This is a genomic window from Aureispira anguillae, from assembly GCF_026000115.1.
In the GTDB taxonomy this organism is placed as follows: domain Bacteria; phylum Bacteroidota; class Bacteroidia; order Chitinophagales; family Saprospiraceae; genus Aureispira; species Aureispira anguillae.
The window spans coordinates 5,509,745-5,523,515 of record NZ_AP026867.1; the positions used below are offsets into that span (position 1 = coordinate 5,509,745).

Sequence of the window (13,771 nt, forward strand, 5' to 3'; positions counted from 1 at the left end):
ACAGTAAAGTTCGGTTATTTTATTTTGCTAAGCTACCAACGTATCTAGCCAATTTTCCTTTTAGGTTGGCTGCTTTGTTCTTATGGATTTGGTTTTTCTTAGCCAAACGATCAATCATAGAAACTACTTTAGGCAAAAAGGCAGTTGCTTCTTTTTGATCTTCCATTCCACGCAATCTGCTAATAGCAGTACGAGTTGTTTTTTTGTAAAAACGGTTGTGTAGTCTTTTTTTTGCGTCTTGACGCATACGTTTTTTTGCTGATTTATGGTTTGCCATAATTATCTATAAGTTATGTTTCTTTTCAATTTTTCTTTTTAATTCCTCAAGAACAATTCTTCTAAAGGCATGCAAAGATAATAATAGTTTGAAACAATTCAACGTTTTATGAAAAAAATGTTGCTTTTTTATTCATTCTATTTGCTACTAAGATTGTTTACATTCACCAAACAGCCCTTAACAGCAGCTTTTAATAACGATTAAGACCAATCAAGCTTTAAAGAATTGCCGCTAGCTAAGTGCCAAATTATCCTCAATAATATTCCTTTAAGATTCCACTTAATCCCCTTAAAAAAAAAGAAAACATAAAAGGACAAAGGCTCTATATTCATTTTAGGGAAATAAGCTTTGGAAGTACTCATAACTTTTGTACCTTTATTTTTTAATTTTAGACCATTAATTAAGGGTCTAACAAACATCAATTCAATATAAAAAAAACAAGCTTTTGCTTCGCTTGCTGTCCTTTAAGTTATGATGTTTTTATAAAGGGTTTTGGTTCTAATCAAGGAGGTTCTAAAATTGGTAGTTAAGACTATCCATTGAGCCCCCAACAAAGAGTAGAGGTAAAAATTCGCTTAGAAAGCACCAATCATTTAGCAGACAGTGGTTTACTTAGCTTGTTTCAAAGTGGCTAAACACTCAACAATAGTAACAAAAAATGGACTATTCATTTATTTCAAATGCACACCCAGCCTATATAGAAGGCTTGTACAAACAATACACAGAAAACCCAGAATCTGTTGCAGAAGGATGGAAAGAATTTTTTGCAGGTTTTGATTATGCCATGCAAAATGGTACAGAAGAAGGAAACTCAACGATAGATACATCGTCTTTTTCTTCGCCCAAGGAGACTGCTGTTCTTACGCTTATCCAAGCCTATAGAATGCGTGGGCATTTGGCATCAACAACCAACCCAATTAGAGAACGTAAATTCCGTTTCCCTAGCCTTGATTTAGCTTATTTTGGTCTATCTGAGGCAGATTTAAACAGCCAATTTATTTCAGGAAGTGAGATTGGTCTTCCCAATGCTACACTAGCTGATATTCTAAAGAAGTTGAAAGCTGTTTATTGTAGTAATATTGGATTTGAATTTGCCCATATCGACAATCAGGATAAATACCAATGGTTGCTTCAACGAATTGAAAAAATTGAATCTGGCAATTATGGGCATAGTCTAGAGAAGAAACGTCGTATTTTAGAAAAATTGAATGGCGCAACTGGCTTTGAAAATTTCTTAGGCAAAAAGTATGTCGCTCAAAAACGCTTTGGTCTAGAAGGTGGTGAATCTGCTATCCCTGCACTAGATGCTATGATCAATAAAGCTGCTAGCCAAGAAGTAGAGGAAGTAGTTATTGGAATGGCACATCGTGGGCGTTTGAATGTATTGGCCAATATCATGGGCAAAACATACGAGTATATTTTTAGTGAATTTGAAGGCAATATACCTGAAGATACTATTTTTGGAGATGGAGATGTCAAATATCATTTGGGGTATTCATCGCAAGTAACAACACCTGAAGGATTTAATGTCCACCTGAAATTGGTTCCAAACCCATCTCATCTAGAGGCCGTTAATCCTGTGGTTCAAGGTTTTGCTAGAGCCAAAGCAGATTTATTATATCGTTCTGATTTTGATAAAATTCTACCTATTCTTATACATGGAGATGCGGCTATTGCTGGTCAAGGAGTAGTATATGAAGTAGTACAAATGAGTCAGTTAGAGGGCTATTATACTGGAGGTACGATTCACTTTGTTATCAACAACCAGATCGGTTTTACAACGGATTTTGAAGATGCTCGTTCATCGACCTATTGTACTGCTGCTGCTGGCTTAGTTCAGGCTCCTGTGTTTCATGTTAATGGAGATGATCCAGAAGCCGTATTATTTGCTGCTGAATTGGCGGCTGAGTATCGTCAAGAGTTCAATAATGATGTATTTATAGATATGGTTTGTTATCGTAAACATGGGCATAATGAAGGAGATGATCCTAAATTTACACAGCCTAAGTTCTACGATTTAATCAAAAAACATAAGAATACACGTACCATTTATAGTGAGAAGTTAATTGCCAATGGAGAGATTGAAGGAGCTTTGGCGAAACAAATGAACAAAGAGTTTGATGCTTTGTTGCAAGCTAAATTTTCACAGGCAAAAGAAGAGACTCCTGAATATGAGTACCAAACACCTGAATTAGCTTGGCGCAAACTCAAAACACATACTAGCCCAGAGGATTATTTGACTTCTCCTCAAACAGGTGTTCAAAAAGAGGTAGTGACTTCTGTTTTAACTTCTTTGCAGAATATTCCTGAGGATTTTACACCACTCCCAAAATTCAAACGCCTTTTAAAACGTGCGCAAGAGTTGATTGATAGAGAATTGATAGATTGGTCGATGGGAGAGCATCTTGCTTATGGTTCCTTGTTGTTAGAGGGACATGATATTCGCTTGAGTGGTCAAGATGTAAAACGAGGAACATTCTCACATCGTAATGCTGTTTTGTATGATGCAAAAACCAATCAACAGTACAATCGCTTTAATGATCTAGCCCAAGAACAGGGCGAATTTAGAATTCACAATTCATTACTTTCTGAGTTTGCAGTTCTAGGTTTTGAATTTGGATACTCTTTGGCAAGCCCAGATCCATTAGTAATTTGGGAAGCTCAGTTTGGAGATTTTGCCAATGGTGCCCAAACCATGTTTGATCAGTTTATTTCTTCTTCAGAAAGCAAATGGCAGCGTATGACAGGTTTGGTTATGTTGTTGCCGCATGGATACGAAGGACAGGGACCTGAACATTCTAGCGCTCGATTAGAACGCTATTTACAGAGTTGTGCAGAATTTAATATGACCGTTGCCAACGTAACAACTCCCGCCAACTTCTTCCACCTAATGCGTCGTCAACAAGCAAGACCATTCCGCAAACCATTGGTCGTAATGAGTCCTAAAAAACTATTGCGTCCTAAAGATTTAAATCGTTCCAACGAAGAAGTCTTGTACAGAGAATGTGTTTCTTCTTTTGAAGATTTGACACAAGGTTCGTTTCAAGAAGTCTATGACGATCCTAAAATCACAACTCAACAACAAGCAGAAAACGTTAAACGAGTACTTTGTTGCTCAGGAAAGATTTATTACGAACTATTAGACAAAAAAGTAGCCGATCAACGAGATGATATTGCAATTGTTCGTTTAGAACAGCTTTATCCGTTTCCGATCGAACAGGTCAAAGAAGCCATTAAAAAATACCGTCATGCAGAATGGTTCTGGGTTCAAGAAGAACCTTCTAATATGGGGGCTTGGCAATATATTTTAGCATTTTATCGCAATTATGGTATCCAATTGGTCGCTAGAAAATCTAGTGCTTCACCTGCTACTGGTTTCAAAAAAGTACATCAAGCACAACAAGAAAATATTCTATTGCGTGCTTTTGGCGAAATTGAGAACACAAGCAGTGCTGCTAGAGAGCAAAATGTCATGATTAATGACAAGGCAACAGATCGCAAAAGCAAAAATGGGGATGCCTTAAAAGCCGATGACTTAACGTCTCTTAAAGGACTGGGTAAGGTTGTTGCGGGGCAATTGGAAACAGTTGGTATCACTACCTTTAAACAGTTAGCTATGCTTTCTAGTAAAGAAGTGAACAGCCTAAACAAACAAATTCCTGGTTTTGGAGCCAAATACAAACGTTACGATTGGAAAACGCAAGCAAAAGTGCTGAATTAGTTATCAATATAGACACCTGAACAATTCATTTATTTTAAGTATACATGAAATTGATTTATTCTAACTTATAAATAAAAGTAGTCGCTTAATTAGGCGGCTACTTTTCTTACAAGATTATCTTAATGGACAACATTTGATTGGAATAACTTTTTGTGTAAAGAATCAGTAAAGCGGATGTCAACACTCTTTATTTTATTTATTTTATTGGGTCTTTTTTTTCTAACCATTGTTTTGGCAGGGTTATTTCTACCTGCTTCTTGGGTTGTTGAAAAAGCAGAATTGGTTCATGCAACACCAAAAGAACTATTCCCCTTGATTAATTCATTAGAAAAATGGTCCAATTGGACGGTTTGGACATCTGATGATTTGACGCTGGAGTATTCAGAACAAAAAGAAGGATTAGGAGCTGTCCAAATCTGGAAAAGCAATAAAATCAATGGCAAATTAACCATTACCGAAAGTTCTTTAAACAAAGAAATAAAATATCAGTTTGATATAGCAGAAGGGCAATTAACGCTCTTAGGAACTATTGTGTTGGCGGTTGCTGACACCAATTATACCCAAATAGCATGGCGCTGTCAATTGCAAGAACTAAAAGACAGCAACCCTGTTCGACGTTATCAAGCCTTCTTTTTGAAAAATTACTTTGATACAACTATTGAAGAAAGCTTAACCTCTATTGTTTCCATGTTTAATTCTGAGCAACTATAATGTTGCTTATATTAATCACCAAAACAAAAAATTTAGTTAGTCACTAACAATAGACTTTATCTTAGTAAAAACTTTTTACTCGGTATTCTATTAATGTAGTGTCTATCACAACCATTTTATGAACAACAACAATTATGTAGTTATTATGGCAGGCGGAATAGGTAGCCGCTTTTGGCCTAGTAGCAGAAAAAAAAAGCCTAAACAGTTTTTAGATATTCTTGGTTTAGGTAAAACACTTTTACAATTAACATTTGAACGCTTTTTGGATGTTTGTCCCGTTAGTAATATTTTTATTGTTACCAACATGGAATACAAAAAAATCATTCAAGAGCAACTCCCCGAACTAACGGATCAACAAATTCTTACAGAACCATCTAGGAACGATACTGCTCCATGTATTACTTATGCAGCAATGAAAATTCGCACGATTAATCCCAATGCTAATTTTGTTGTTGCTCCTTCTGATCACATCATTCTTAAAGAGGAGGAATTTATAAAAAAAATAAAAACAGGACTAGATTTTGTCCATCAAAACAAAGCCTTATTAACCTTGGGGATTCAACCCAATAATCCTAACACGGGATACGGTTATATCCACTTTGATCCCAATAGCCCTTCCCCTATTTATAAGGTGCATCAATTTACAGAGAAACCCAATTTAGAAAATGCCAAAAAGTTTGTTGCAAGTGGAGATTATTTGTGGAATGCAGGTATTTTTATTTGGAACGTTAATACAGTCTTAGATGCGATAAAAGAACATGCAAACGCCGTTTATGAGATTCTTAATCAGGGCGAAAAAGCTTGGTGTACAGATCAAGAACAAGCGTTTCTAAATGAATATTACCCAACCACTCCTAGCATTTCTATTGATTATGCTATTATGGAAAAGGCCAATAATATTTACACCTTACCTGCTGACATTGGCTGGTCTGACCTAGGCACTTGGGGTTCTTTGCATGAACAGTTTAATAAAGATGAGAACAACAATGCAATTAGTAGCCCAACTCCAGATCTTATACAAGCCATTAATACCTCCAACTGTATGTTGCGTGCAACAAAAGACAAACTAGTTGTGGTAAAAGATCTAGAAAACTATATTGTAGTAGACGAAGATAATGTGCTTTTGATTTATCCTAAAAATAAGGAGCAGGAAATCAAACAAGTTTCAAAGGAGCTTGCAGCACGTTTTGGGGCAGATTATTTATAATCCATAAGATAATTTTAGAGCTTTTTTAGTCGCTAAATCAACTAATTTGAAGATTTGAAAATGTATCTACAATTTCATTTTCAAATTTTCAAATTAACAGTTAATTTTCCCTTCCTCAACTAGTTGTTTTTAATCTCCTCGTTTTTCCAACCTGTGATTCCAAATAAAAAGAAAGCAATCAAACAACAGGTAATCAAAACAATTACCCCTTCACTATCTTCTCCTGAAGCGGTTTTAGCGACTAATAATAAAGGTAAATAACTAGCCAAAACGAACTGTTGTAATTGCGTTTTTTCGTTTTCTACTCGTTCTTTTCTATAATGATAACTTACCTCTGCGGGAACATGTTGGTATTTTTGCTCTGCTATAAAAACAGTTTGCCGCTGCCCATCTAAGGCTTTCCGATTCATTAAGTAATAAGGGGCTGCGGTAGGATAATTTTCTTGTTTAAACATAATATCTTTTATTTTAATGATAACTATTCTATATTAATATAACCCTTCTAAAAAAATAAAAGTTCACCCACCTACAATCACAACAACAGTAGCCCCCTCCTAGACATAATCATATTTAATATCCATTAAGAAAAGTCCTTGTGCAGGAGCAGAAAGTGCGTTTTTTAGCGTTTCTGTGCGATCCAAAGCCAATTTAACGGCTTCCAAATCCATATTTCCTTTGCCGACATTGATACACATTCCTACAATTAATCGAATCATTCCTCTCAAGAATCGGTTGGCTGTAACCCTATAAACCAATTGTTGTTCCTTTTCATAAAACGTCCATTCCGAATGTCGCAAATCGCAAAGATTCGTTTTGGTATCTGTCTTACTTTTACAGAATGTAGTAAAATCATTATAAGACAATAGGAGCTGTGCCGCTAATTGCATTTTTTCTACATCCAAGCGGTTTCCATATCGACAATAATAAGCCGTTTCTTGACGAAAAGGATTCTGTACCAAATCAATCACATACTGATAACTGCGAGAGACGGCATCAAAACGAGCATGCGCCTCGTCCTCTACTAAAAATACACGATAACAAACAATATCATTTCCCGTCAAACTATTTAGGCGATAGGTAAAATCATCTGTTAATACTTGATCGGTTTCAAAATGTGCAAAATATTGCAAGGCATGCACTCCTGAATCCGTGCGACCACATCCCACTATTTTGGTGGGTACTCGCAATAAAATACCCAATGCCTTCTCAATTGTTGACTGGATTGTTAGTTCTCCAGGTTGTTCTTGATAACCACTAAATCGTGTTCCATTATAAGCCAATTCTATAAAATATCTCATTGATTTTGCATTTCGTTAGCAGTAAAGATCGAACAGAATTACGACAAGGCTAGAATATCAAAACCTGCATCTTCTACCGTCTCAATAACCAAGTTGGTTGTAATTGTATCTTCTCCTTCTATTGTCAAAATTTTATCTGAATGTTCCGTGTCTACCGACCAGTTTTTAATGGCTGTTACCTCATCCAAAAACGGGGTAATACTTTTGATACAATTGCCACAATTAATATTGGTCTTAAATTTTAATGTTTTCATTTTATTACTCAATTTTTAATCAAATTTATACGCTTGGCATAAAAATAAAAAAATCGAAGTTACCACACCATAGTAACTCCGATTAATTTAAAACCCCTAAACTTTCCCAAGCAATGAAAATTCTTCTCCAACAATCGAATTTTCTATTTACTCTGTTGTCCCCTAACATTTCAATCTGTTAGTGCTTGGGCATTATAAAACATCTACTTTTATTTTTGTTTTTTGTTCTTCTGACTTTTTGGGTATTGAAACGATCAAAACCCCAGCTTCATATTTGGCTTTAATTTTATGATGGTCAAATTTATCCGTCAAAGAAAAAGTCCGTTTAAAGTTCAAGTAATTAAACTCTTTTCTACGAACGTTGACATCTTCAGGTAGCTCTTTATCTGTTGCACGAGCAGAAATAGTAAGGGTATCGTTCTCTACATGCAGCTCAAAATCTTCTTTTTTTAGCCCAGGAGCCGCAACCTGCAACTCTAAATAAGTCGGATATTCAAAAGAATTAACAGCAGGAATCGTGTGACTTGCATCTGCGCCAAAAATATCGTTGACTTTTATATTGTGCATAAAGTCATCTACCGCCTTTCCTAAATCGTCAAAGTTGAAACCGAATGTATTGAACTTATAATTGCTCATTGTTAGCTATTTTGTGGTAAGGATATTGGAAACTAGCTTAAAAACATTAAATCATAACCACAGCTAGTTCCAATATCCAAAACCTGTTTGAGTTAATGATTGTGTTGTTGCTTCTAGTAGATCAAGTGCTGTTCCAAACGACAAAAACTGCCATTCAGGCAGTTTTACAATTAAAACCTATGCCTAAATGACAGTTTATAGAATTATTTAAGCCGTTTAGGCTATTTATTTTGCTTTATAAAATGGCAAACCGACTACCTTCGCTTCTATTTTTTTTCCACGAACATCAATAAAAATAGTCGTTTCTTTTTTCGAATACGCTTTTTGAACATAGCCCATTCCAATTGGTTTCCCTACAGAAGGTCCCTTGGTTCCTGAAGTAACCTTGCCAATCTCTTCCCCATCAGCATTCACAATAGGATACCCTTGGCGAGGAGGACGCTTGTCTAACACCTCAAAACCAACCAATCGCTTAGTAAGCCCAGCCGCCTTTTGTTCTACTAAAAATTCTTTATCCACAAAGTCTGTTGCTTTTTTTAATTTGGTAATCCATCCCAAACCTGCTTCCAATGGAGAAGTAGTATCATCTATATCGTTGCCATATAAACAATAGCCCATTTCTAGACGAAGTGTATCTCTTGCTCCTAATCCAATCGGCTTAATTCCATGACTACCCGCAGCTTTCATAATAGCATCCCAAACGGCTGCTGCGTTTTCGTTGGCAACATAAATTTCAAAGCCACCAGATCCCGTATATCCTGTTGCCGAAATAATCACATTATCAAAGCCAGCAAAAGTTCCTCTAACAAAAGTATAATACTTCATTGCTCCCAAATCCACTTCTGTCAATGCTTGCAACGCCTCCGCTGTTTTTGGACCTTGCACAGCCATCAAAGAAGTATCATCCGAAATATTTTTCATTTCTACCCCAGAAGTATTGTGGCTAGAAATCCAATCCCAATCTTTATCCATATTAGAGGCATTCACCACCAACATATATTCCTCTTCTGCCAATCTATACACCAAAAGATCATCAACAATTCCTCCTTTTCCATTTGGCAAACAAGAATATTGAGCATCTCCATCGGTCAATTTAGAAGCATCATTTGAAGTTACTCGCTGAATTAAATCTAAAGCTCCTTCTCCTTTGATAATAAATTCTCCCATATGAGACACATCAAAAATACCAACATGCTCTCGTACAGTTTGATGTTCGTCAATAATTCCACTATAAGAAACAGGCATCTCATAGCCTGCAAACGGTACAATCTTAGCGCCTAAACTAAGATGCTTGTCATATAAAGCTGTTTTTTTCATTGTGAAACAGTATTTTAAGAATTAAATAGTTTATTGGATTACCCCAACCACAATATTTTTAGTGGGCGAGCTTTATAAAAAATACAGTCCTCTGATCAATCGTGTACAATAACTTAGCAAACAATTTATTTATAGTAGTTTGCTCGTTACAACACTATATAATTTGTCAAAGCACAATAAATACTTATAATATAGATAATCGCATAACAAATAATCTAATAAAGTATTTAGCGCTGTGAAGTTAGATTTTGTTTATGACAATTCGGCTAAATTTTTGTGATTAAATTTCTATTTTTTCTGACAATTATAAATTATCAGAAACGGAATTTATAGGAAAAGAATTAAAACGTTTTCAATAAAAAGCCATAGCGCATAATCGTTTGTACTTTGGGGGACAAAAACAAAGAAAAAAAATAAACTGGTCTCCTGATTCCAGCAAAACAAAATTACTTACTAACACCTAAAATTCAACCCTTTGCACACTACAAACAAAATTACAAGCGTTTTTTAAATACACCTATAACAACCTATTTTAGATTTATGCTTATACTTTATAATAATTTTATTACTTCGTAAGAAAACATGCAGTATAGCTCTAATACCTCTAAAATGGGACTCATACTCCACCAAATCAAAGACAGATTTAAAGGCTAAGATTAAAAATTGATTTGTAATAACACTAAATTTAACAAACCTGTGTACAGGACAAGTATTTACGATGCGACAACAGAATGGTAATTAATCGTCTCTAAAACTTAACTGTTGCTGATTTTATATTCTAATAACCATATTTGCACCTTTCACTCCATAAAAGGTAATCATTAAACGATTTGTCTATGAAGCTCATAAAATGGCTGTTACCTATTATTTTTATTGCTGTACTAGCTCCTAATAGTTTCGCTCAGATTTACCCCAATGATTCTACCACTATACTTAATTTGCGAGACCAATTAGGCTTAAGTAATACTGGTGGTTTAAGTTCTAATAACGTATCTAGTTGGGTTCCGACTTATATTGATACAGTCTATGACCCTACTTCCAGTTCTTATAGAATTACACGAATTAATTTTGGGGGGCTCTCTTCTTCTACAAGCCCAAGTATTTTACCTCCTTCTATTTTTGATGGCGATAATTTAACCTTTGTACAAACCCTATTACTTGATAATATTGGGATTGATAGTATTGGCGGTTTTCTGAGACCCAACACCACGGGGCCATCCCCCACTCTCAAAGAAATTGATATAAGTTCTAATAATTTCTCTAGTGGGAATAGTGATTTTTTCCGTTACCTAACCATGAATATTGCTAGTTTAGAAGTACTAAAAGCCAATACTGCTTTAGCCACACCTACAAGTGCCTTTAGTAGTTATACCTTGGTAACCTCCTCTCAATTAAAACACTTAGACATCAGAAACAATAATTTAACAGGTATATTAGATGTAGAGGGGTTAATCACATCAAGGTATCCCAATTTAGAGTTTTTGTATGCGAGCTATAATCCCTTTACAGGACTTCAAGTACCAAGTAGCCCAATTACGTCAACAGCATTCAAAAAACTACACATAGAAGGGTTATTGCTACAAGATTTTAAACCGATTGAGGTTTTGCTTAATACGGTTCCTAGCTTACAGTGGCTCTATGCACGCAACTTGATGGATACAGCAAACATCCAAGATTCGTTGGAATTTACACTTAACAATCCTCATGCATCCATTAGGACATTTGACATTTCCTTCAATCGACTTGTAGGAAAACTGCCCCTAGATATTTTAGAAAAAATGCCCAATATAGAAACGTTGTACCTCAACAACAATCGAATTCGGGGCAGCCTTCCCAATCCCCCCAATACCGTTGGAGCACCATTTAATAACAATGGTTATCTAGGGCTCTCTAAACTAAGAGAGCTTGACCTTAGCAACAACAACCTAAAAGGAGAATTGCGAATCGATTGGTTGTTTCTTGCTCAATTAGCTGAATTAGCAAATCAAGGAACAAATATGCCGCTTGAAGATTTCTATGCGAGTAACAATCATTTTAACAGGGTTACCCCCGCTTTAAATCATATAAATTCTACCCCCATCCTAACCAATGTAGCACTAAATAATCGCTTTGCAGCATTAAAAGAACTCGAACTTCAAGGCAATAAATTTGACTTTAGAGATTTATTTCGAGTTAAACGTATTCTTCGACTAAAACAAGTTTCAGGCACAGTCTACAATCATTATATTCCTCAAAGTGGAATAGACTCTACCGCATTCTTTTATGCTCCTCAAGAGGCATTAGGCATTGGAGGGGTAAGGCGACGAACTCCAGGTAGTCGCATCACTTTTACAGCAGGAATTGGAATTGTAGCTGCCGAGCAAACTTCAACCAATTATATCGACAACAAATATGCTTGGGAGCGAATTGATACAGCGAATATTCAAGGTGGGAGCCCTTCCAATCCTGTTGTACAAACAATTGGTTTAGCAGAACAAATAGGCGGTTTAACAGCTCCTAATTTAGCAGCCAACAATATTATTGGAGATTCTACCTATTTATTAGGCGTTGACACGACAGCAGCCAACATCCATCGATTAGGCGTTCAACATTTAGATTCATCCAATCACCATAAATGGTTATATCGCGCCAAAATTGAAAACGACTCCTTTCCTGCCTTAACCTTATATACCTTACCCAAGAAAATAGAAGTAGGTTATTGTGTAGACAGCTCTGGAGCACCCATTCATTGCCAATCTATTATTGTGCAGTTTCACCCTGACACCTTAGCACTCTATAGCCCACAAGAACAAGACTCTATAAAGCAAGCCCTTAGAACAGAGCTTGGAGCAGAACCAATTGACCAATGCCTCTGTGGTGATATAGAATTATGGAGCATTTCAGACACCGCTAGTACCATGTTAGAGGCCAATGGAAAAGGCACCAAAAAAACCGCCTCCAAAGCATCTGGGAAACCACAATTATTAAGTGCAGATCCTAATTATAGCTTACTTTCAGGAACAACCAACCCTTTGCCTGATACGGTTAACCTTCCAACAGGTTCAGGCAATACAACAGCTAAAACCTTGGTTGCAATTATTGACTCTGGTGTTGATTATGATTATCCTGCACTAACCCCTTACCTATCAGAAGGAGCCTCAACAGCTAACAGTTGCCTTCCCTCTGCAACCTTTGGTTATAATTTTTTAGGAGATAACAATAATGCAACAGACGATCATGGGCATGGAACTTCTGTAGCAGGAATTGTAGCAGGGATTAGCCAACGAAACATCCTACCAGATACAGGAGCGATGCAAACTGATATTGGTATTCTACCTTTAAAATATACCGACAAAGAAGGTTCTGGTTCCTTATTTCATGCCGCTTGTGCGTTTCGTTATGCAGCAGATTACCAACGCACTACCACTACTGGAGAGACGGCTAAAGTTCGTGTAATCAATGCCAGTTGGGGATATTATGGCGACCCTTGTATTGTATTAGAAAATACCTTAACCTATGTTGGGAAAGACTGTGGTATTTTGATTGTTGCTTCTGCGGGGAACGATAGTCGTTTGGTTCAAGGAAATTTAGCCAATCGCCATTGGCCTTCCAATTCTATTTGGGACACAACTGGTTTACTAACCATTGATAATATATTGGCTGTTGCAGGACTTAATTTCACCGCTACTGCTTTGCACCCTGGCTCTAACTATGGCAATATACATATAGATATTGCAGCGCCATGGTATGAGAACACCCCTTTGGCGGGTAGTACCAATGGTTTTATTGCCGTAGAAGGGACTTCATTTGCTGCACCGCAAGTCTCACGAGCTGCTGCTTTATTATTTGATAAATATCCTGATGCCACTTATTTTGCCGTAAAATATGCACTACTTCACGGGGTGGATACCTTACAACATCTAGATAGTGCCAAAATTGCATCTAAAGGACGTATTAATTATCACAAAGCAGATTCCATACTGAATCGTATTGTCAATAAGACCTTGTGTGCTGAAACAGGGTTTGTCCTAAACAACAAACTAGTCCAAATTTCTGAAGTACCAATAAGCATTTATCCTAATCCTGTAATGGATAACTTGACCATAGCTTTTGATTATAGCTTGCATTCAACCAAAATGGAACTGAGCTTATTTAATATACAGGGACAACGCCTACAACATCGTCGTTTACCCTTGGGTACAACCAATACAACAATATCGACCAAGGAATTGGTGGCTGGTGTTTATTTTATACAACTTACATTAGGAGATAAGCAGTATAGTCAAAAGATTATAAAGTTCTAAACACTACTACCTATTGACTATCAAGGATAATTAGTTTATTTTTAATGCTTACGTTTTCTCTAAATTA

The 13,771-nt window shown here is 36.3% G+C and carries 10 protein-coding genes; 4 read left to right on the forward strand and 6 right to left on the reverse strand.

The annotated features are described in order from the left end of the window. Nucleotides 1–19: 19 nt before the first annotated feature. Nucleotides 20–277, reverse strand: a complete 258-nt coding sequence (gene rpsT / locus AsAng_RS21630) for a 30S ribosomal protein S20 (protein ID WP_264789183.1) — start codon at nucleotides 275–277, stop codon at nucleotides 20–22. A gap of 658 nt (nucleotides 278–935) precedes the next feature. On the opposite strand from rpsT, the gene AsAng_RS21635 reads away from it, so the two are divergent. The 3 genes from AsAng_RS21635 (at nucleotide 936) to AsAng_RS21645 (ending at nucleotide 5,916) form a co-directional block, all read left to right on the forward strand. Next, nucleotides 936–3,998: a 2-oxoglutarate dehydrogenase E1 component gene (locus tag AsAng_RS21635; protein ID WP_264789184.1), complete on the forward strand. Its 3,063-nt coding sequence runs from the start codon at nucleotides 936–938 to the stop codon at nucleotides 3,996–3,998. 174 nt (nucleotides 3,999–4,172) lie between these two features. Then, nucleotides 4,173–4,709: an SRPBCC family protein gene (locus tag AsAng_RS21640; protein ID WP_264789185.1), complete on the forward strand. Its 537-nt coding sequence runs from the start codon at nucleotides 4,173–4,175 to the stop codon at nucleotides 4,707–4,709. 118 nt (nucleotides 4,710–4,827) lie between these two features. Beyond that, complete coding sequence (locus AsAng_RS21645) at nucleotides 4,828–5,916, forward strand: mannose-1-phosphate guanylyltransferase (protein WP_264789186.1); 1,089 nt, start codon at nucleotides 4,828–4,830, stop codon at nucleotides 5,914–5,916. A gap of 119 nt (nucleotides 5,917–6,035) precedes the next feature. Here AsAng_RS21645 and AsAng_RS21650 read toward each other — a convergent pair whose 3' ends face one another. From AsAng_RS21650 to gcvT, 5 genes are all read right to left on the reverse strand, one after another. After that, nucleotides 6,036–6,371, reverse strand: a complete 336-nt coding sequence (locus AsAng_RS21650) for a hypothetical protein (RefSeq protein ID WP_264789187.1) — start codon at nucleotides 6,369–6,371, stop codon at nucleotides 6,036–6,038. A 99-nt stretch (nucleotides 6,372–6,470) separates the two neighbouring features. Beyond that, on the reverse strand, nucleotides 6,471–7,214 hold the full coding sequence (truA, locus tag AsAng_RS21655; protein ID WP_264789188.1) for a tRNA pseudouridine(38-40) synthase TruA: 744 nt from the start codon (nucleotides 7,212–7,214) through the stop codon (nucleotides 6,471–6,473). Nucleotides 7,215–7,252: 38 nt separating this feature from the next. Beyond that, on the reverse strand, nucleotides 7,253–7,468 hold the full coding sequence (locus tag AsAng_RS21660; protein ID WP_264789189.1) for a heavy-metal-associated domain-containing protein: 216 nt from the start codon (nucleotides 7,466–7,468) through the stop codon (nucleotides 7,253–7,255). Between the two features lie 192 nt (nucleotides 7,469–7,660). After that, nucleotides 7,661–8,104: an Hsp20/alpha crystallin family protein gene (locus AsAng_RS21665; protein WP_264789190.1), complete on the reverse strand. Its 444-nt coding sequence runs from the start codon at nucleotides 8,102–8,104 to the stop codon at nucleotides 7,661–7,663. A 225-nt stretch (nucleotides 8,105–8,329) separates the two neighbouring features. Beyond that, nucleotides 8,330–9,421 (reverse strand): glycine cleavage system aminomethyltransferase GcvT, encoded by a 1,092-nt coding sequence (gcvT, locus tag AsAng_RS21670; protein ID WP_264789191.1) that lies wholly within the window; start codon nucleotides 9,419–9,421, stop codon nucleotides 8,330–8,332. Nucleotides 9,422–10,257: 836 nt separating this feature from the next. Between gcvT and AsAng_RS21675 the strand changes: the two genes are divergently transcribed. Next, nucleotides 10,258–13,704, forward strand: a complete 3,447-nt coding sequence (locus AsAng_RS21675; RefSeq protein WP_264789192.1) for a S8 family serine peptidase — start codon at nucleotides 10,258–10,260, stop codon at nucleotides 13,702–13,704. Nucleotides 13,705–13,771 lie beyond the last annotated feature (67 nt).

Bases quoted from the DNA above. Each gene is read 5' to 3' on its own strand.
- rpsT (WP_264789183.1), bottom strand. From the start codon at position 277: ATGGCAAACCATAAATCAGCAAAAAAACGTATGCGTCAAGACGCAAAA.
- AsAng_RS21635 (WP_264789184.1), top strand. From the start codon at position 936: ATGGACTATTCATTTATTTCAAATGCACACCCAGCCTATATAGAAGGC.
- AsAng_RS21640 (WP_264789185.1), top strand. From the start codon at position 4,173: ATGTCAACACTCTTTATTTTATTTATTTTATTGGGTCTTTTTTTTCTA.
- AsAng_RS21645 (WP_264789186.1), top strand. From the start codon at position 4,828: ATGAACAACAACAATTATGTAGTTATTATGGCAGGCGGAATAGGTAGC.
- AsAng_RS21650 (WP_264789187.1), bottom strand. From the start codon at position 6,371: ATGTTTAAACAAGAAAATTATCCTACCGCAGCCCCTTATTACTTAATG.
- truA (WP_264789188.1), bottom strand. From the start codon at position 7,214: ATGAGATATTTTATAGAATTGGCTTATAATGGAACACGATTTAGTGGT.
- AsAng_RS21660 (WP_264789189.1), bottom strand. From the start codon at position 7,468: ATGAAAACATTAAAATTTAAGACCAATATTAATTGTGGCAATTGTATC.
- AsAng_RS21665 (WP_264789190.1), bottom strand. From the start codon at position 8,104: ATGAGCAATTATAAGTTCAATACATTCGGTTTCAACTTTGACGATTTA.
- gcvT (WP_264789191.1), bottom strand. From the start codon at position 9,421: ATGAAAAAAACAGCTTTATATGACAAGCATCTTAGTTTAGGCGCTAAG.
- AsAng_RS21675 (WP_264789192.1), top strand. From the start codon at position 10,258: ATGAAGCTCATAAAATGGCTGTTACCTATTATTTTTATTGCTGTACTA.